We start from the raw sequence: 18,987 nt of genomic DNA, 5'->3' as shown, positions 1-18,987 counted from the left end.
TTGAGTCTATCCAGAGTTATACCAATTCTGAAAAGTTGTGTAGCGCCGCCAACAAGCGCGGTGACTTTACCGCGTTTGTTGGTGGCGTTACGTAATTTTGGCCAAACTATTACCGATCGCGGCTTTTTCATTCTCAGGTTCAATTTTCAATCTTTGTATTTCCGAAGCCTCTGGCAGTAAGCTTTCACAGGAGTTTTTAATAATTTCTGCTCTCTGATTCTGTCACTATATATATGATATGCAACTTACTTGTAATTGTTGAGCTTTTCTGTTTTCATCCTTGTTTAATTTAATTTTTGTGAATATTAAATTTAAGACATACTCTTGAAGGTTATGTGGTACATTCCCGTCTCTAAGCATTTTCGTGGTTCTTCCAGAGCGATCGCATCTCAATTTCTGCGACCGAAACGCCTCGCGATCTTTGAAGCTTGCTTAATTGGTTTAGTCTGCGGTTTAGCAGGCGTGTTACTAAAACTTGGGGTAGGATGGCTCGGAAGTTGGCGAGTTTCCGCCTCTTTAGCCATTCCTCCTTGGTTGCTACTACCAACTGTCGGCTTGATGGGAGGACTGTTAACTGGTTTACTGGTAGAGCGTTTAGCACCAGAAGCCGCTGGTAGCGGCATTCCTCACGTTAAATCTGCTCTGGCTGGTGTCGGTTTACCTCTAAATTTGCGCGTCGCGATCGCTAAACTCATCGGCACAATTTTAGCCGTCGGTTCTGGCTTAACCTTGGGAAGACAAGGCCCCACAGTGCAAATCGGAGCATCTTTGGCTGCTGGGATTAGTAATTGGATTCCCACTTCCCCAGAATACCGCCGTCAATTAATCGCTTGCGGTGCTGCGGCGGGACTTGCGGCTGGTTTCAACACGCCGATCGCGGGTGTACTATTTGTAGTTGAAGAACTGCTCCACGATGTCTCAGGCCTCACTTTAGGTACTGCAATTATCTCTTCTTTTATTGGGGCCGTTGTCTCAGAATTATTAGCCGGTAACAGCCTTAACTTAAATGTCCAGACTTACCAAAGCAGTTTTGTCGCTCAGGAAATCCCTTTTTATATATTGTTAGGAGTTTTAGCCGGAGTTTTTGGGGCTTTATTTACTAAAAGTATATTCGCAGTTTTAATATTTAACAAGCGATCGCTCCATTTCGGGTTTCCCTTACGAGTCGCTCTAGCTGGCTTAATTTGCGGTTTGACAGTAGCCGTACTCCCTGAAAACTTTCGCAACAACACGGGTTTGCGAGAATTTATTCTCACTGGGGAAGCCAGCATTCAAACCAGTTTCACCGCTTTTGTCGCTCAATTCGCCCTCACAAGTATCGCCGCCGGATCGGGAGCTCCCGGAGGATTATTCGCACCTTCCCTGGTTCTCGGTTCAGCCTTGGGTTACATTGTGGGAATTTGGCAGGAAAATTTTCTGGATTTAGGAATAGCTACAACCTATGCTCTAACTGGAATGGGGGCATTTTTTTGTGCTGTCACCAGAGCGCCGATCACGGCAGTAGTGATCGTATTTGAGATTACTACTGATTTTAAACTGGTATTACCTTTAATGATCTGCTGTGCGATCGCCTACTTAGTTGCGGAAAAAATAGATAGTGACTCCTTGTACGACCATCTTTTAGACCTTAGCGGCATTAACCTCAAAAAGGAAAAGCCTGTCAATGATGCTTTAAGCAGCCTCCATGCAGCTAATGTCATGCAGCGCCGAGTCGAAACTCTATCCAGCCTGATGACTCTAGATGAAGCAATCCAAGCATTTTCGCGATCGCACCACCGAGGATTCCCAGTCGTTGATGCTGGCAAACTGGTAGGAATTTTGACTCAGACAGATTTAGCTCAAGCCAACAGCCGCCAGCTACCGGGAGATACGCTGCTCAGTGAGATCATGACAGTGCAGCCAATTACAGTAGAGCCGCGCGATACTTTAAGTGAGATTCTCTGCCTACTCAACCGATATCATCTCAGTCGTTTGCCAGTCACCGAAGGCCGCCACTTAGTAGGAATTATCACCCGCAGTGACATTATCCGCGCAGAATCTGACCATTTGACAGGCGAAGCAGGTCAGATGGGGCCACATCCAGAGCCTTCTTACGTTGTATATCAAACCAAGGCTCCGCAAGTAGGAAGTGGCCGACTGCTGGTACCCCTGAGCAATCCGCAAACAGCTCCAGCTTTGCTACGAGTAGCGGCCGCGATCGCGCGCGATCGCAATTGCGAGCTAGAATGCCTGCAAGTGATCCTAGTACCCCGCAATACCCCTCCCTCAGAAGCTTTAGTACGAACAACAAGAAGCCGCCGACTGCTACAACAAGCTGAGCGAATTGCTCGTAATTGGGGCGTACCTGTACACACGCAAATACGAGTAGCTCACGATGTCGCTCACGCAATTTTAGAAACAATTAAGGAGCGACACATCGATCTAATTTTGATGGGTTGGCAAGGTGAAATCTCTGCTTCTGGTAGAATTTTTGGCAACGTTGTCGATACTGTAATTCGCCAAGCTGGTTGCGAAGTAGTTTTGGTGAAATGGAGTGAAAAACTATTAGTAAAAAATTACAAACTATCTAAAAATAATATTGAAAATCCTACAGAAAATCTACCCTTTTTGTCAGAGAATGCTGTTTCTAAAGATAACATAAATGTCGAATGTCCAATTCCTGATGGTTCTTGTCCGCGACCTAATACTCAATGTCCTATCCCAGATTCCGACATCAGAATGCAGGAATTAGGACTGCATACCCTCATGGGTTTACATCGTTGGTTAGTGCCAATTCGCGGGGATTATAAGCAAGCTGCGGCGGTGAGGTTATTACCAGCTTTAGTTGCTCTAAGTGCTGTTCCAGAAATTAGTTTATGTCAAGTTCATCAATCTTCTAGTGCTGAACCCGATACCAGTGATTTGAATGAAGCAGCTAAGTTTCTCAAGCGGCGGTTGAGTTGTCCAGTTATAGTAACTCCCGTTTGTGGTAAGTCTGTTTCTGATACTTTAATCGATCTAGCTCAGAAAAATAAGTGCGATGTAATTGTTTTGGGAGCAAGTCGGGAAGGATTATTAAAACAAGTGATGCACGGCAATATTCCTGAAGCAGTAGCTCGCGGCTGCAACTGTACTGTAATCTTAGTAAGATCTGTAACTTGAAAATTGGTAATTGGTAATTGGCTAATAGAGGAGATAGTCAAAATTCATATTTGCTTACCCAACCTAGCGAAGAGCGATCGCCCTCACTCCCTCAACAACTCAGTACAGCACCCATTCCCCATCCGAGACTGACTAAGGCATAATAGATCAAAGCTAGATCCTCAACTTTGAGCAAAATCAGCCGTAAATCAGCCCTAAGTTTTATTAATCCTTGACTGGTATCATTATGGTAATATCTCAGACCAACCACCAATTTACAAGCTTCAACGATTTTGAGGTATCCGCCGTGAGCCCCAGCAACGTCGTACCAATGGTACTCGAACAGTCGGGGATGGGAGAGCGGGCCTTTGACATATATTCCCGCCTCCTGCGGGAACGGATCGTCTTTCTAGGAACCCCCGTTGACGATCAAGTAGCTGACTCCATCGTGGCTCAGTTATTGTTCCTAGATGCCGAAGACCCCGAAAAAGATATCCAACTGTACATCAACTCCCCCGGCGGTTCCGTCACAGCAGGTATGGCAATTTATGACACCATGCAGCAAGTCCGCCCCGATGTAGTCACAATTTGTTACGGCTTAGCTGCTAGTATGGGGGCATTCCTCATGGCTGCTGGGGCGGCTGGTAAGCGGATGTCTCTGCCCAGTTCCAGAATCATGATCCACCAACCTTTAGGTGGTGCTCAAGGCCAAGCTGTAGATATTGAGATTCAAGCCAAAGAAATCCTATATCATAAGCGTAAGCTGAATGAATTGCTGGCGCACCACACGGGGCAACCCCTGGAGAGAATTGAGGCCGATACTGAGCGCGACTTTTTCATGTCAGCGGCTGAAGCTAAAGATTATGGCTTAGTCGATCAGGTGATCCTTAAGCAAAATCTTCCGGCACCAGGAGAAAATGTCACTCCAATGAAATAAGAGGCAGTTATGTCTAAATACGACTCCCATCTAAAATGTTCTTTTTGTGGCAAGTCTCAAGAGCAAGTTCGCAAGTTAATAGCTGGGCCCGGAGTCTATATCTGCGATGAATGCGTGGATTTGTGCAATGAAATTTTGGATGAGGAGTTGTTTGATGCTGGCGCGGTAGGGCCACAAACGCCCCCGCGCCCGGAACCTGCGCCAGTCAAACGCCGCGTTACTGCTGGTAAGACTTTGGGGCTGGGTCAAATTCCTAAGCCGAGAGAGATTAAGAATTTTCTAGACGAGCACGTTATCGGTCAGGATGAGGCGAAAAAAGTCCTCTCAGTGGCGGTTTACAACCATTACAAGCGCCTGAGTTTCGTTCCGGTGAAGGGCAGTACCAAGCCGCCTACGGACGAGGTAGAATTGCAAAAATCAAATATTCTGCTGATTGGCCCTACGGGTTGTGGGAAGACGCTACTGGCTCAAACTTTGGCAGAGATGTTGGATGTTCCCTTTGCTGTGGCTGATGCGACGACGCTAACGGAAGCTGGCTATGTTGGGGAAGATGTAGAAAATATCTTGCTCAGACTGCTGCAAGTGGCAGATTTAGATGTGGAAGAAGCCCAGCGGGGAATTATCTACATTGATGAGATTGACAAGATTGCCCGTAAGAGTGAAAATCCTTCGATTACGCGGGACGTATCGGGGGAAGGCGTACAGCAGGCTTTGTTGAAGATGTTGGAAGGGACGATCGCGAATGTACCTCCTCAAGGTGGGCGCAAACACCCTTACCAAGATTGCATTCAGATTGATACCAGTAATATTTTGTTTATTTGCGGCGGGGCTTTTGTCGGTTTAGATAAGGTGATTGAGCAGAGAACGGGCAAAAAGTCAATGGGTTTTGTCCAGCCTGGGGATTTGCTACCGAAAGAAAAGCGGACGGCGGACGTGCTTAAGCAATTGGAACCAGACGATTTGGTAAAATTCGGGATGATTCCAGAGTTTATTGGTAGGATACCGATGCTGGCGGTGGTGGAACCGCTGAATGAAGAAACCTTGATGGCGATTTTGACGGAGCCCAAAAATGCGCTGGTGAAGCAGTATCAAAAGCTGCTGAAGATGGATAATGTACAGTTAGATTTCAAGTCAGAGGCAATTCGGGCGATCGCGCAGGAAGCTTATCGGCGTAAAACTGGTGCGCGGGCACTGCGGGGAATTGTGGAAGAATTAATGTTAGATGTAATGTACGAGTTACCTTCTCGTAAGGATGTTTCCCGTTGCACGATTACGAAGGAAATGGTAGAAAAACGCTCTACGGCTGAGCTTTTAGTGTTGCCATCTTCGCTACCTAAACCGGAATCTGCATAGGAATGTTAACGGTTAACTGTTAAGGGTTAACTGTTAACTGTATTTAGCTTGTCAGTGTCAAAATTGAGGAAAATCAAATGACACAAGAATTAATCGATCTGAGAACTAGCATATTGGAAGGACGTTATACGGATGCTTTAGGAATTGTCGATGAATTAGAAGGAATGAGTAAACAGGCAATTCTCAGACAAATTCAATCTTTTTTAAATATTTTGTTAATTCACTTGATTAAAAATCAGGTTGAACAGCGATTAACTGGTTCTTGGGCAAGTTCAATTCGCAATGCAATTAGAGAAATTAAAAAGGCCAATATTAAAGATAATAAAACCTCTTATTATGTTAATGCCGATGAGTGGGCAAATTTGATAGAGGAAGAGGTAATTGAGGATGCGATCGCGGATGCTGCGGAGGAAATATTTAACGGTACTTATAATCAATTTGAACTTGCAGAAATGGTAGATATAAATCAGATTATCCAGATTGCTGTGATGTTATTGAATTTGACTTATGTGCATTCCGCCAAAGATTTACCCGCAGTGTTAGCCGAACATTTAAGTCAGTTACCTGGTGGAGAAGATTGGATAAATCGGCGAAAATAAGTGTCTTTAGACCCGGCGATTGAAATCGCGGCTACACAGACAAAACCCGCCTGCGCGGGTTAATCAAGAAAAAGGTGAGTTTGGAGTCAGTTCCCAAGTAGGATTAATTGATGTTTGACTATGGTGAATTGCCTGGTTTCTAATGTAGTTAGCTACATTGTCAATGGCATCATAACTAACAGTAAATGCTCCGTAACTACCTTGCCATTTAAAAAATTTACCAGGATTGATTTCGTGGGTGATTAAATGGGATAAACTTCCTTTGATTTGCTTGATCGTCTCAGATACCGCTAGAGTAGGCGGAAATCCTATTAAGAGATGCACATGATCTTGAATACCGCCAACAGCAATCACTGTACACCCTAGCTGATTACATTCTCCAATAATAGCGGCATAGATGAATTCTTGAATATCAGGAGTAATCAAAGGCAACCTATCCCAAGTTGCCCAAACAAAATGAAGATACAATTGTGTAAAATTTGCTCTCATTCCTCTTAAAAGATATAAAAATTTAACGCTCTTCTTCAACCCGCGAAGGCGGGTTTTGTTTGTGTAGCCGCGATTTCAATCGCCGGGGGATGTAATCATCGAGGATGTAATCATCGGGGATGTAATCATCTGTAATCATCGAGGATGAATCCAAATCAGGAATGCAGGAACGCAGGCGATTGAAATCGCGCCTACACAAACAAAGTCCGCCTTCGCGGACTAAAGAATAGACATCTATTAAGTCGTGTACTCAGCGTTAATCTTCACATAGTCATAACTCAAATCACAGCCCCAAGCCTTCCCGCTACCATTTCCATTACCAACACTCACCTGAATTAAAACAGTATCTCCCTTCAAATATTCACCCGCCGCCGCTGCTTTCATATAATTACTCGCAGCAACCCGATCGAATGGCAAAGGTTGACCATTTTCCATCATCAAAAAATCGCCTAATTGAATCCGCAAATTTTCCTGATCGAAGGGTACACCCGCACGTCCCGCCGCCGCCGCAATCCTTCCCCAATTTGGATCGCGACCAAAAATTGCTGATTTTACTAAAGAAGAACCGACTATTGTTTTGGCAATTTTACTGGCAGATGCTTCATCAGGTGCGCCACTAACTTGTACTTCAATTAAACAAGTTGCACCTTCCCCATCACGGGCAATTGACTTAGCTAAATATATACAAACCTCTGTCAACATTGCCTCTAATTTTTCCGCATCTGGCCCCATTTCCGTAATCGCAGGTGTGCGAGACTGGCCATTCGCTAAAGCAATTAAAGAATCATTGGTACTTGTATCACCATCAACAGTAATTTGATTGAAACTCCGATCGGCGGCCCGACTTAACATTTCTTGCCATAAATGCGGCGATACCGCTGCGTCGCAAGTAACAAATGCTAGCAAAGTTGCCATATTTGGGTGAATCATTCCCGAACCTTTGCAGATTCCGCCGATGCGAACTGGGCGATCGCCAAATAAAGTTTCTAAAGCAATGGTTTTCGGTACTAAATCTGTCGTACAAATCGCCTTAGCCGCCGCGTCTGAACCCGTTTCAGAAGCCGCAGCTACCAATTGCGGAATCGCAGCTTTCAACGGTTCCATCTTAATGCGCTGTCCAATTACTCCAGTAGAAGCGATCAGAATTAAGTCTGGGGAAATATTCAGTGCTCCCGCCAAAACCTGAGCACTTTCGATCGCATCGGCCCAGCCTTGTTCGCCAGTAGCAGCGTTAGCTTGACCCGCATTGCACAAAATCGCTTTCGCACTGGGTTTATCTTGCAACCGCCCTCGGCAATAGTCCACACAAGCTGCTCGCACGACAGAGGTAGTGAAAACGCCCGCTGCGATCGCATCCACTTCTGACAAAATTAAAGTTAAATCCGGTGCTCCCGAAGGCTTCAACCCCGCCACAATACCCGCTGCTTTATACCCTCTCGGAGCCGTTACCCCGCCGCTAATTACTTGCCAGTCCGACATAATTACCTCGCTACATCCGCAATCTGCTGAGAGCGGATTATATCATCAATATAATATGGCAGTCGCGGCTTCCTCTGTTACAGAATTAATCTGGGGAGGAAGTCGCGACTTTTTTGTAAATTGCATTTTTATGGGCGAAGAATTTATTTGCGATCGCCAGTTATCCGAGTAGAATCCAAGCCAACTTCCTCAGAGGTACGGGAAAGTAGAGATTGTTGACGATTCTTGACTTGGTGTTGGTGACGATTCATTAAAGCCCGTGCTTGATTTTCAGTAGACATGATTGGTTGCTCCCAATTTAATAATTAAGGTAAATAACGTGAGGGGGTGTAAGTGCGAGGCGATTATTTGCGAGGCGATTATTTGCGATCGCGAACCACTTGGGTTGTATCCGCGCTAACTTCCTCAGTATGAATAATGTGCGTTGGATCTGCGCCAACTTCCTCAGCGCTGCGAGCAAGTATGGTGTCTTGGCGATTTTTGACTTGGTGTTGATGGCGGTTCATCAGAGTCCGTGCTTGGTCTTCAGTAGACATAATTTAGATTCTCCCGATTCAGTAGTTAAGGTAAATAACGTGAGGGGGTGTAAATACGATGTGATTATTTGCGATCGCCAGTCATGCGAGTAGCATCCAAACCAACTTCCTCAGCAGTACGGGAAAGTAAAGATTGTTGGCGATTCTTGACTTGGTGTTGATGACGATTCATTAAAGCCCGTGCTTGATTTTCAGTAGACATGATTGGTTTCTCCCTATTTAATAATTAAGGTAAATAACGTGAGGGGGTGTAAGTAAGAGGCGATTATTTGCGATCGCCAGTCATGCGAGTAGCATCCAAACCAACTTCCTCAGCAGTACGGGAAAGTAAAGATTGTTGGCGATTCTTGACTTGGTGTTGGTGACGGTTCATTAAAGCCCGTGCTTGATTTTCAGTAGACATGATTGGTTTCTCCAAATTTTTGTAAAATTGCGTGGGCAAAGGAGGAAAATGAGCTTTTTTAGCTCATTGTTGCATTGCTGCGGTCATAACTAGCTTGGAAGCTCGATTGTGGCTTACCTTGAATGTGCCCCCGGTAGGTAGTATCTTCAAGGCCTACTTCGGCGGCGGTACGCGAGAGCAGAGATTGCTGTCGGTTCTTAACTAAATGGTGGTGACGCATCATCAGAGCGCGAGCTTGATCTTCGGTAGACATATCTGGTTCCTCTCTATTGCTTGAGTAATGTTTAACTTTTTTTCCTTTCTTTTATGACTATAACAGACAATTCTGTATTCAAATTTACAAAATCGCTTTTTTTACAAAAATTTACATATCGCAACCGCTTTCGTCGGTTAGGGACTAGGGACTACGATGCTCCGATGCTCCGATGCTCAGGGAAGAAGAGGAAGAAGGGAATAGAATTAAGGGTTTGAGGAAACTAAAATGTCCTAACTACCAAGAAGGTTGCTATAACTCAATATTGACAGCAGAATGGCGATTTCGAGTCTTGATTAAGTCCCCAGAGTGTCTTTGTATACTTGGGGAATCAACAGCACGCTCGATAAACTCACAACTACACCGATGATTAACGTGAGTGTATATCCGATCGCATCAGCCACCATTCCACCCAGAATTGTGGTAGCAACTACACCCACAAACGCAACTGAAATTTGAGTCGTATAATCAGTACCTGCCGTAGTAGGATTGCTGCGATCCATCATGGCGGTCAAGAGGGCGGTGTATGCCATACTTTGAGCAGCGCTGACGAGAATGCACACCGCGTACAGGATAGACGGACTCGCAACACCAGCAGCAGGTAAGATATACAACAGCGTAGCAACATTGGCGATCGCACCAAAAGCGATCAGCGATCGCTTACGCCCCCACTGTGGGATCAGCACTCCTGCCATCAACGCAGCGATAATTCTAGAAACGTAGCTGACTACACCTAGTAACCAACCAATATCAGATAAAGATAAGTCGCGATCGACCAACAGGGGACGAATTAACGTAACCGAAATATTTTCGCTAATCATATACAGCAACACTACCAGTAGCCATAACCCCATGTTTGGACGAGAAAAGAAGCGAATAAACGGCTGAAGGTAGGATTCGATCGCGGGAGATTTGGCGACTGAAATTAGATGTTCTTGATGAAACAGAATCGGGACTAAACATAGCAGCAAGGCGATCGCCATTGTCAGCAGGGTAGTCCGAAATCCGACTTTTTCCAGTAAAATTAGGGCTGCACCACCACCAATAATAGCTCCCAAAAAATTGCCACTAGCTTGAATCGCGTTGCCAATACCACGCTCTTGAGGTAGAAGTATGTTAACCGCTAAAGCATCCGTAGCAATATCTTGGCTCGAAGAAAATAAGAAGGCTAAAAACATACAGACAAGTAATTCGGTGATGTTTGTCTGCACATTCAGAGAAGCTGTCACCAGCAGCGTGACAATCGACAAACTTTGTAAACTAATAATCCAACCCCGATAATGTCCTAACCCAGGTAGACGATAACGATCGACCAGCGGCGACCAAAGAAATTTTAAGGCAGACGGAACGATCAGGAAACCTAAAAAACCGATCGCTCCCAGTGACATATTCTGTTGTCGCATCAACACCGGAACAGTCTGGATAAAAAACGTGGTTGGAATGTACTGGGAGATATAAAGACTGGCAAGCAGAATTAGTTTCTTTTTCATAAAAATAGCCAGTTTCCCTAAAAATTAGCCCGAACTTGAAATCCATAGGTAACTGGTTCACCAAATCCTGCTGTTACATTGGGCGGTGGGAATTGAAATCCAGAAGTAATGTAGCGAGTGTCAAATAAGTTATTGGCAAAGACATAAATGCCATAATCCCGCCATTCATAACCTAGACGCAAATTGACGATCGCGAACGGGTCTTGCTTCACCTGATTAGCATCATCAAAATAGGTTGTACCATAGCCCCGCAATTCGGCACGGGCAAAAAGTCCGTCGGGACTACGATACTGCAACGCTAAGTTGTAAGTAATATCTGGTGCAAAGGGAACGCGATTGTTGCTGAAGTCACTTCCTAGCAGGGGATTTCTGTACCTTGTGAATTGGCTATTTACGTAACCAATTCCAGCAGTAATATCCAATCCTCTTACCACTTTGGCGCTGAGTTCAAATTCTAGCCCAGTCGCTTTCACATCAGCACTGGCAATATTTCTAAAGAAGCCAAGTTCATCAACCAGCAACACTTGATAACCGTCAACATCATTGTGAAACACAGACAAGTTTGCGATTAAGCGATCGTTAAACCAGGAAGACTTCACTCCAACTTCGTAAGTCCAGGTCTTTTCTTCCTCATAGCGCCGGATCTCTTCCGTATCGGCGCGATAGTTGAAACCACTCGGTCGGTAGCCTTTGGCGATCGTGGCATAAGCCATCGCATTCGGGCTAAAGCGGTATTGCAGCCCAAACCGGGGAATCAATTCACTGCTACTGCCTTCTGTCTGAATACTTGGATTTAAGACCGTCACGCTGTCTGCTGCTTCAAAAATGCGACGGCGATCGAGGTCGTAATCCGATGTCTCATACCGCAACCCAACAAACAGGGTGAGGGGATCGATTGGCTTGTAGTCAATTTGACCAAACACCGCATAGGTATTGCGATCCTGTTCGGCAATTACTCGATTTTGTCCAGCCGACTCCAAGCCAAACTGGGTAGCGCCAACAGCGGTATATTCAAAGGCATCATTATCAACATTGAATGCACGAGACTCGTAATATCCACCGATTAACCACTTGAAGCGATCGGCATTTGCAGGTGACTGAAGTCGAATTTCTTGCGTCCATACCGTTGAGTTGAAGTCAATCGCCGAACGGAACAAATCAAGCGGTGGAGAGAAACTATCCCCCGACAAGACTTCTTGGTTGCTGAAGCGTCGTGCGGTAATCGAGGTGGCCCGAAAGTCAGTGCCGTTGTAGCCAACTCTTAATGCTTGAGTATTGCTGTTGAGTCGAACAAATCCATCAACCGCTTTAAAGGTTTCAAAGGGATCGTCAGCATCCTGTCGGGTAAATACCGGATCGCCGTCGTTAGTGTCATTGATGTATGTGTTGAATGAAACACTCCATTCCCGTGAGGGAGTCCATAAGAGTTGTGCTCGCCCCAATAGTTGTTCCCGTTCGCCCACTGTGCGATCGAGGGTTTCATTCTCAAAGACACCATCCCGCCCTCGATAGGCTCCTGCTAATCGAAATGCCAGTCGATCGGGAATAATGGCATTACTGTAAGAAAGTTGTGCTTCTCGGAAGTTGTAGTTACCATAACCTCCGGTGATGCGAAGCTCTGAAAAATTGGTTGGCGGACGAGAAACGATGTTGACCACCCCAGCAGGGCTACTTCTGCCATACAGCGTACTCTGGGGGCCTCGTAGCACCTCAACTCGCTCCAAGTCCAGCAATCCCAAGTCTAAAAAAGCACCGAAATCAAAAGGAACATCATCAATGTAATAACCAACGCTATCCTGACTAACTAAAAAGTTAAAGTTGTTCAGACCACGAATGCTGTAGTAACTAAAGTCAGAGCCTCCAGCATTGGTTGGGAAGAAGCTAAAGTTGGGCGTGTTGTTAGCAATTTCTTGAAGCGAATTAATTTGGGCATCTTCTAGGGTTTGTTGAGGAATTACCGTCAGGCTAAGGGGTACTTCTTGAGCAGGTTCAGGTCGTTTCTGCGCTGTCACAACGATGTCAATTTCTTCTGCTTCTGGCTGCTGTGTCAGACTCAAAATCAAACCTTGTTGGCTGGAAACTACTTTACCCACTGGTACGCCCGTGCTGCCGGTAACTATGACTCGCACGCTGTTAGGCGTGGCATTAGTCACATCGACTGAGGTAATGCCCTCGACAGGATTTTCCTGACGAAACACTTCACCCTCTGGCAACTGCAACTGTGCATTAGGAATGTCCACAATCAGGTTGTTTCCTTCAGTGGAGGTAGAACCATCAATCGCTTTGCCTTGAGCCGTTTCTATGATGACATCAATGCCATCAGCCGTTGAATTGAGTCGCACGCCCGTTATCTGAATTGGGGATTGGGAATCGGGAATGGGAGTTGAAGATTGAGACAGCCACTCTTTAACAGTGGTGGCAGGGCGATCGATTTCGTTGAGTGGGAAAATTTGGGTTATGAAAAATTCAGAATTGGAAGTATTGGGCGGCTTTAATTTTTCTTGGTTCTCTTGTATCATGTCAGCCTTGGCGGGGAAAGCTACAAAGACTGACATGGCAAAACCCAGCCGCATCCAATTGGATAACTTCTGTTGATTCACTTAAATTCCTCACACCCTTAATCGCAGACTGCACGCAGTGCAAAGCCTTTGATAAATACGTCTGTCATGCTATGTCAACTAGCTGTTGGTGTCAAACGACAAACTGTCAAACTTCTACAACGCTAGTCACGAACAAAGTTAGCTTTTTCTATACCCCTCCCTAGCATTTATGAGCGATCGCGTTGGTGTTAGTCTAGGGATGCCAAAATTTCCAGGTCTTCCGTACTTACTGTGCTAAAATATTAGGAAAATGCCAAAATAGCAAAGCTCTAATTAATTAAAAGTTAACAATTAAAAATTAAAAATTAAATCTCACAATTTTTAATTTTGCATTTTTTTTTATTTTGCATTTTTGATTTTTAATTGATTAAGTTGCTCCCCCGCCCCTCTGTTCAAGAGCGGGGGAGCGGGGGCGCTCCCTATATATCTACTAAAGCGATCTATAGACCCGGTAGTTAATTTCAGGGAAAATATTATCGATCGCCTCCACCTTTTCCAACCAACCGGAGTCAACCTTACTTTCCTTTACCTCATCATAGAGTTTGTGGAAACGCATTAAATGCGATCGCGTCCGCCGTACCGCATAAGGAACCATAGTCCCCGTCCGCATAATAAACGCCCAGTCAGAAGACTGAGCTAGCAACAATTCCCGCGCCGCCTGGTTAAGAGCCCGCCACTCCAACTCATCCGCAGGTTCGCGGTTTCCCAGCTCAATCATCCGCTCAGTCGCCTTATGCAAGTGCGGGTAAATCCAAGCATTAGTATCATTGAGCCAATACTCGTGGAACCCCCGGAAACCCCAACTTGACTGAGAAGGACGACAAACTTGCTGAGTAGGGTTTCCCTGCAAATAATCCGCCAAGTGAGTCATCTCGTAAGTATGTTGGTCATACCAAGACTTACGGAACAAATAATCTAAGAACCAAGGGCCCTCATACCACCAGTGGCCAAAAAGTTCAGCATCATAAGGTGAAACAATAATCGGAGGCCGCTGCATAATCCCGTAGAGATGATCTACTTGGCGTTCCCGGTTGAAAGTAAAATTGCTAGCGTGCTCCGCCGTCTTTTCCCTCGCCCAGTAGGGGTCATAAAGGGCCTTATCACCCAAACCCAAACCCCTGCCAGTAATTTTGTGATACTTAATCCCAGTATTCTTACGTTGACCATTGGGCATTATGTAGGGCTTAATGTAATCGTATTCGGCTTCCCAGCCCAAATCTTTATAGAATTCGCGATACTCTGGTGCTCCCGGATATCCCACCTCCGAAGACCAAACCTGCTGCGACGACTCATGATCGCGTCCAAACACCGCTACCCCAGACTCAGTAAAGATCGGAGCGTAGCTACCATAGCGCGGACGAGGACGAGCGTAAAGGATACCGTGACCGTCAGTGAGGAAATAGCGCAGCCCAGCATCGGCTAACATCCGTTCCAAGCCTTCATAGTAAGCGCATTCAGGTAGCCAAATCCCTTTAGGAGGGCGACCGAAGTTTTGCTCGTAGTGTTCGCAGGCTACTTTAATTTGCGCCCACACTGCTTCGGGATACATCTTCATCAGTGGCAAATAGCCGTGAGTAGCGCCACAGGTGATAATTTCGAGATTGTTAGTGTCTTGGAACTGCTTAAAAGCTTTTACCAAGTCGCGATCGTAGCGTTCCCAGAGGTTGCGGACTTGATTAAAGCTAGTAGCGTAGTGTTCCGCCAGATAGCGAACGTGACCGTTTTGGGCATTGTGTTCGATTTCTAGTTCGGTAAGTTCTTCTAGTTTAGCCAAATGGTCGTCGTAGCGGTCTTGGAGCAGAGGATCGCGCAACATCGCCACTAAAGGCGGTGTCATGCTCATCGTAATTTTGAAGTCAATGCCGTCGCGTTTTAGCCCTTCAAATACTTGTAGCAGGGGTACGTAGGTTTCAGTAATCGCCTCAAATAGCCATTCTTCTTCTAAAACGTAGTCGCTTTCGGGGTGGCGGACGAAAGGCAGGTGGGCGTGGAGAACGAGAGCGAGATAACCAATAGCCATAGTGACTCACATTGATTTAGTTATAAAACTGATGTCGGACTGGACAGCTTTAATAAGATTTTAGGATTTTCAGGGCAAAAGAGATCATTTATAGTAGCTAACTGCTAATAGCTAATGGCTAATTGCTAACTGCTAATTGCTAATTGCTAATCCTCCTACTTACCTTCCCCATCCTCCCCCTCTCCCCCTCTCCCCCTTCCTTCTTCCCTAGCCCCTAGCCCTGAGCATCGTAGCCCCTACCCCCTTCTTCCCTTCTTCCCTTCTTCCCTAGCCCCTAGCCCCTAGCCCCTAGCCCCTTCTTCCTTAGCCCCTTCTTTCAAAATCCCCTTCATCTTTCGCTATCAAAGCTGCTGCTGCCCAACTGTCCACTGGTCTAGAAAAAAAGTATCCCTGCCCACCATCGCACTTTAAGGCTCTGAGTAGAGCGAGTTGGGAAGCCTTTTCTACTCCTTCGGCTACCACCTCCATGCCTAGATTGTGGGCTAAGGTGACTATGGAGCGGACAATTTCTGTGGGATCGATGCTTCCCTGGTTGATGTTGCTTTCCACACCCATTCTGCTGACAAAGGAGCGGTCAATCTTTAGAGTATCAGTGGGGAAGCGGTGTAGATAACTTAAGGAAGAATAACCTGTGCCGAAGTCATCGATGCACAAGTGAATATTTCTAGCTTTGAGCTCTTTAAGGAGGGCGGTGACGGATTTAGAATTTTCCATCAGCACGCTTTCTGTAATTTCTAGTTTTAAACTCCGGCCATCTAGGTCAGTTTCTCGGAGAATGCGATCGATTTGTGCGATTAAATCGGGTTGGGAAAACTGTTTAACGGAGAGATTGACGCTGACTGTTAAGGAGAGGCGGTGAGGAAATTGCTGCTGCCATTGGCGAATCTGGCGGCAGGACTCTCGTAGCACCCACTGGCCGATGGGTATAATTAGTCCGGTTTCTTCTGCGACTGGGATAAATTCTGCGGGAGAAACTAAGCCGCGTTCTGGGTGTTGCAACCGGACAAGTGCCTCGAAACCTGTAATTTTGCCGGTTAAGAGGGATACTATCGGCTGGTAGTGGATCAAAAATTGAGGGATGGTAATTGGTTGGTGGTGATTGGTAATTGGTAATTGAGAGAGGATGATATTCTGCTCGTTGCTCTCGGTTGCTGCGGAGTTTTGAAGTTTTGGGGCTGTGCTGTTTATATACTGTTCTTTTTTAATTGCTTCGATCGCCTTTCGCAAGTCGTTTTCTATCTGCAATAGCCGCAGGGCGTGGGCGTGCATGGAGGTGTTGAAGATTTCGTGACGGGCGCGCCCTTGTTCCTTGGCGCGATACATGGCTGTGTCTGCGTCGCGCAAGAGGTTGGCTGCGTCTTCACATTCGGGGGAACTCAGGGCGATGCCGATGCTGACGGTGATGAATACTTCGTGTCCGTCTAGAGTAAATGGGGATGTGAGTTCTTGGTGCAGTAGGTTGGCTAGATTGGTGGCACTACTTAGGCTGTCGATGTCTTCGAGCAAGATTACAAATTCGTCTCCGCCGAGGCGGGCAACTGTGTCTCCGGGGTGGAGAGATTTTTCGAGGCGGCGGGCAATCGCGATTAGTAGGCGATCGCCTATGGCGTGACCTAAACTGTCGTTGACTACTTTAAATCGATCCAGATCTAGAAACAGTACGGCAAACAAATAGTCTTTACGCCGTTTGGCTATGGCGAAGGCATGATCTAAGCGTTCGCTAAATAGGGCGCGGTTGGCTAAACCTGTAAGTCCGTCGTGAAAAGCGTCGTGCAGCAGTTGTTGTTCGGCTAATTTGCGGGCTGTGATGTCGTGACAGTTAATCACGATCCCGTTTACGGCTGGGTCGTGCAGTAAGTTGGTGGCTACGGCTTCTAATACGCACCAGGAACCGGTGCGGTGACGAACTCGGTACTCTATGGGTGATTGGCTGATGCCTGGGTTTTGAATTGCTTTGCTGAGAGTTTGTGCGATCGCGGCTTTGTCGTCTGGATGAGCTAGGCTGAGGGCGTTGCGACCGATCGCGATTTGGGGTGTGTAGCCTAAAATTCGTTTGACTGAAGGGCTAATGTAATCATATTTGCCGCTAGCGTTCAGAATTACGGTGATGTCGGTAGCGTTTTCAATTAAGGAGCGAAATCGCTGTTCTCTTTGACGGAGTGCTTCTTCTGCCTGTTTGCGTAAGCTAAGCTCGCCGTAGGCATCGCTGATATCTAGAGCTACTCCGTCTACGATTACATTGCCGTTGCTGTCTTTGGAAAAATGACCGCTATCTTGCACCCACTTTACCTGACCGGAGGTTGAGATGACTCGGTATTCCCGATGGCAAGGTTGAAGTGTCTCGATCGAAGTTTGTAGGGAGGTGTCGAACATGGCTTTGTCATCGGGATGGATGATTTCTATTAAGCTCTCTGGGCGGGCTATTGCTTCTGCTGGGGAAATGCCTGTAATTTCCTGCACGCCTGGGCTGATGTAAAGTAGTGACATCTTACCGTCAGGATCGATGGCGATGCGGTAGACGGAGCCGGGAATGTTGGTTGCTATTGCGGCAAATTGTTGCTGGATCAGCAGTACAGTTTCTTCTGCTCGTTTGCGCTCTGCAAGTTCGGCTTGGGCTTTTTGATAGAGTTCGGTTTGGTGGATGGCGATCGCGCACTGATCGGCAATTACTTTTACTAAGGATATTTCTTCTGAACTCCACTCTCTAGGGCGATCGCATTGATGCAGGGAAATTACTCCTAAAAATGAGTCGCGGTATAGCAGGGGTATCATTGCTAGGGAACGTACTTCAAATATCCTCAGTAATTCTTGTATTTGAGGTGGGAGGTTATCAAATTCCGAAGCAATGACGGTTTCCCCCTGACTGAGAGTTTGGTAGTGTAATGTGGAGAATCCGCATTGAACTCCGATGATGTTTTCTCTGTTAGTAGCGCTCATGCTTACATAACAAGCTCTTGTTTGATTACTTATTTCTACTTGACAAATAAGGCAGCGCGTTGTTTGTAATGCTGTTTGTAACTGATCTACTGTTATTTGCATTACTTCGTCCAGAGCAAGAGTGCTCCGCATCGCCTGTACTATTTTATTAATGATTGCTTCTCGTTTGGCTTGACGCTGCACCAAGGCGATCGCTTGTTGCTGTTGGCGACGCAGTTTAAATTCTCCCAGGGCTCTTTCTAAAACTGTGGGCAAGCGAAATAGTCTATCTTTTAAGACAAAGTCTGTCATTCCCGCTTTAATACACTCAACTGCTGCTTCTTCCCCCAAACTCCCCGTTACCAGAATCAAAGGAATTTCTTGTCCTGATTGCTGCACTAATTTCAACACCTCCAACCCATTAAAACCAGGTAGGCGATAATCTGACAGAACAGCGTCGTAAGTGGTATTTGTAAGTAAATCTTCGCAATCTGTGGCTGTTGCAACTCGATTCCAGGTAAAATTTACACCTGCTGATTCTAAGGCGAGTACCATCAGTTCTGCATCTTCCGCCACGTCTTCTACAATCAACAAGTGCAGAGGTAAGTGCTGTAGCTGTTTCAGTTGTTGGGGCTGGGTTTGAGATTCCTGAAACATTGGTAATTGGTAATTGGTAATTGGTAATTGGTAATTGGTAATTGTTAGTTGTTAGTTGTTAGTTGTTAGTTGTTAGTTGTTAGTTGTTAGTTGTTAATTGATAATTGATAATTGATAATTGGGGAAAAATTCTCT

The 18,987-nt window shown here is 45.9% G+C and carries 17 protein-coding genes; 5 read left to right on the top strand and 12 right to left on the bottom strand.

The window, feature by feature from the left end; genetic code table 11:
• Positions 1 to 333: 333 nt before the first annotated feature.
• The 5 genes from OSCIL6407_RS0113180 (at position 334) to OSCIL6407_RS0113165 (ending at position 6,009) form a co-directional block, all read left to right on the top strand.
• Positions 334 to 3,141 carry a chloride channel protein gene (locus tag OSCIL6407_RS0113180; RefSeq protein ID WP_007355579.1) on the top strand — a complete coding sequence of 936 codons (2,808 nt, stop codon included), beginning with the start codon at positions 334 to 336 and terminating at the stop codon, positions 3,139 to 3,141.
• Between the two features lie 17 nt (positions 3,142 to 3,158).
• Positions 3,159 to 3,284, top strand: coding sequence for a hypothetical protein (locus tag OSCIL6407_RS37790; protein WP_267879543.1), 126 nt, complete (start codon positions 3,159 to 3,161; stop codon positions 3,282 to 3,284).
• 83 nt (positions 3,285 to 3,367) lie between these two features.
• Entirely contained in the window at positions 3,368 to 4,057 is a 690-nt protein-coding gene (gene clpP, locus OSCIL6407_RS0113175) for an ATP-dependent Clp endopeptidase proteolytic subunit ClpP (RefSeq protein WP_007355577.1), read from the top strand.
• A 9-nt stretch (positions 4,058 to 4,066) separates the two neighbouring features.
• The gene (clpX, locus tag OSCIL6407_RS0113170) at positions 4,067 to 5,410 is read left to right on the top strand and encodes an ATP-dependent protease ATP-binding subunit ClpX (protein WP_007355576.1); all 1,344 of its coding nucleotides are present in this window, start codon (positions 4,067 to 4,069) and stop codon (positions 5,408 to 5,410) included.
• Positions 5,411 to 5,487: 77 nt separating this feature from the next.
• Complete coding sequence (locus OSCIL6407_RS0113165) at positions 5,488 to 6,009, top strand: DUF29 family protein (protein ID WP_007355575.1); 522 nt, start codon at positions 5,488 to 5,490, stop codon at positions 6,007 to 6,009.
• Between the two features lie 63 nt (positions 6,010 to 6,072).
• On the opposite strand, the gene tnpA is transcribed toward OSCIL6407_RS0113165, so the two are convergent.
• From tnpA to OSCIL6407_RS0113110, 12 genes are all read right to left on the bottom strand, one after another.
• Entirely contained in the window at positions 6,073 to 6,498 is a 426-nt protein-coding gene (gene tnpA / locus OSCIL6407_RS0113160) for an IS200/IS605 family transposase (protein ID WP_007355574.1), read from the bottom strand.
• Positions 6,499 to 6,520: 22 nt separating this feature from the next.
• Positions 6,521 to 6,697 (bottom strand): hypothetical protein, encoded by a 177-nt coding sequence (locus tag OSCIL6407_RS35350; protein WP_155523394.1) that lies wholly within the window; start codon positions 6,695 to 6,697, stop codon positions 6,521 to 6,523.
• Positions 6,698 to 6,735: 38 nt separating this feature from the next.
• Positions 6,736 to 7,977 carry a bifunctional ornithine acetyltransferase/N-acetylglutamate synthase gene (argJ, locus tag OSCIL6407_RS0113155; RefSeq protein WP_007355572.1) on the bottom strand — a complete coding sequence of 414 codons (1,242 nt, stop codon included), beginning with the start codon at positions 7,975 to 7,977 and terminating at the stop codon, positions 6,736 to 6,738.
• 143 nt (positions 7,978 to 8,120) lie between these two features.
• Positions 8,121 to 8,258 carry a hypothetical protein gene (locus tag OSCIL6407_RS36235; RefSeq protein ID WP_007355571.1) on the bottom strand — a complete coding sequence of 46 codons (138 nt, stop codon included), beginning with the start codon at positions 8,256 to 8,258 and terminating at the stop codon, positions 8,121 to 8,123.
• A gap of 78 nt (positions 8,259 to 8,336) precedes the next feature.
• Complete coding sequence (locus tag OSCIL6407_RS36230) at positions 8,337 to 8,513, bottom strand: hypothetical protein (RefSeq protein ID WP_007355570.1); 177 nt, start codon at positions 8,511 to 8,513, stop codon at positions 8,337 to 8,339.
• A gap of 64 nt (positions 8,514 to 8,577) precedes the next feature.
• Positions 8,578 to 8,715 (bottom strand): hypothetical protein, encoded by a 138-nt coding sequence (locus tag OSCIL6407_RS36225; protein ID WP_007355569.1) that lies wholly within the window; start codon positions 8,713 to 8,715, stop codon positions 8,578 to 8,580.
• 63 nt (positions 8,716 to 8,778) lie between these two features.
• Positions 8,779 to 8,916, bottom strand: a complete 138-nt coding sequence (locus tag OSCIL6407_RS36220) for a hypothetical protein (RefSeq protein ID WP_007355569.1) — start codon at positions 8,914 to 8,916, stop codon at positions 8,779 to 8,781.
• Positions 8,917 to 8,974: 58 nt separating this feature from the next.
• Positions 8,975 to 9,169, bottom strand: a complete 195-nt coding sequence (locus tag OSCIL6407_RS0113130; RefSeq protein WP_007355568.1) for a hypothetical protein — start codon at positions 9,167 to 9,169, stop codon at positions 8,975 to 8,977.
• A 296-nt stretch (positions 9,170 to 9,465) separates the two neighbouring features.
• Positions 9,466 to 10,659, bottom strand: a complete 1,194-nt coding sequence (locus tag OSCIL6407_RS0113125) for an MFS transporter (protein ID WP_007355567.1) — start codon at positions 10,657 to 10,659, stop codon at positions 9,466 to 9,468.
• A 17-nt stretch (positions 10,660 to 10,676) separates the two neighbouring features.
• Entirely contained in the window at positions 10,677 to 13,259 is a 2,583-nt protein-coding gene (locus OSCIL6407_RS0113120) for a TonB-dependent receptor domain-containing protein (RefSeq protein WP_019487309.1), read from the bottom strand.
• Positions 13,260 to 13,689: 430 nt separating this feature from the next.
• Positions 13,690 to 15,279, bottom strand: coding sequence for a glycoside hydrolase family 57 protein (locus OSCIL6407_RS0113115; RefSeq protein ID WP_007355564.1), 1,590 nt, complete (start codon positions 15,277 to 15,279; stop codon positions 13,690 to 13,692).
• Positions 15,280 to 15,582: 303 nt separating this feature from the next.
• Positions 15,583 to 18,852, bottom strand: a complete 3,270-nt coding sequence (locus OSCIL6407_RS0113110; protein WP_007357697.1) for an EAL domain-containing protein — start codon at positions 18,850 to 18,852, stop codon at positions 15,583 to 15,585.
• Between the last annotated feature and the right edge of the window lie 135 nt (positions 18,853 to 18,987).

The sequence above is a fragment of the Kamptonema formosum PCC 6407 genome, from assembly GCF_000332155.1.
Classification (GTDB): domain Bacteria; phylum Cyanobacteriota; class Cyanobacteriia; order Cyanobacteriales; family Microcoleaceae; genus Kamptonema; species Kamptonema formosum.
This window is presented reverse-complemented; position numbering and strand designations above follow the sequence as displayed.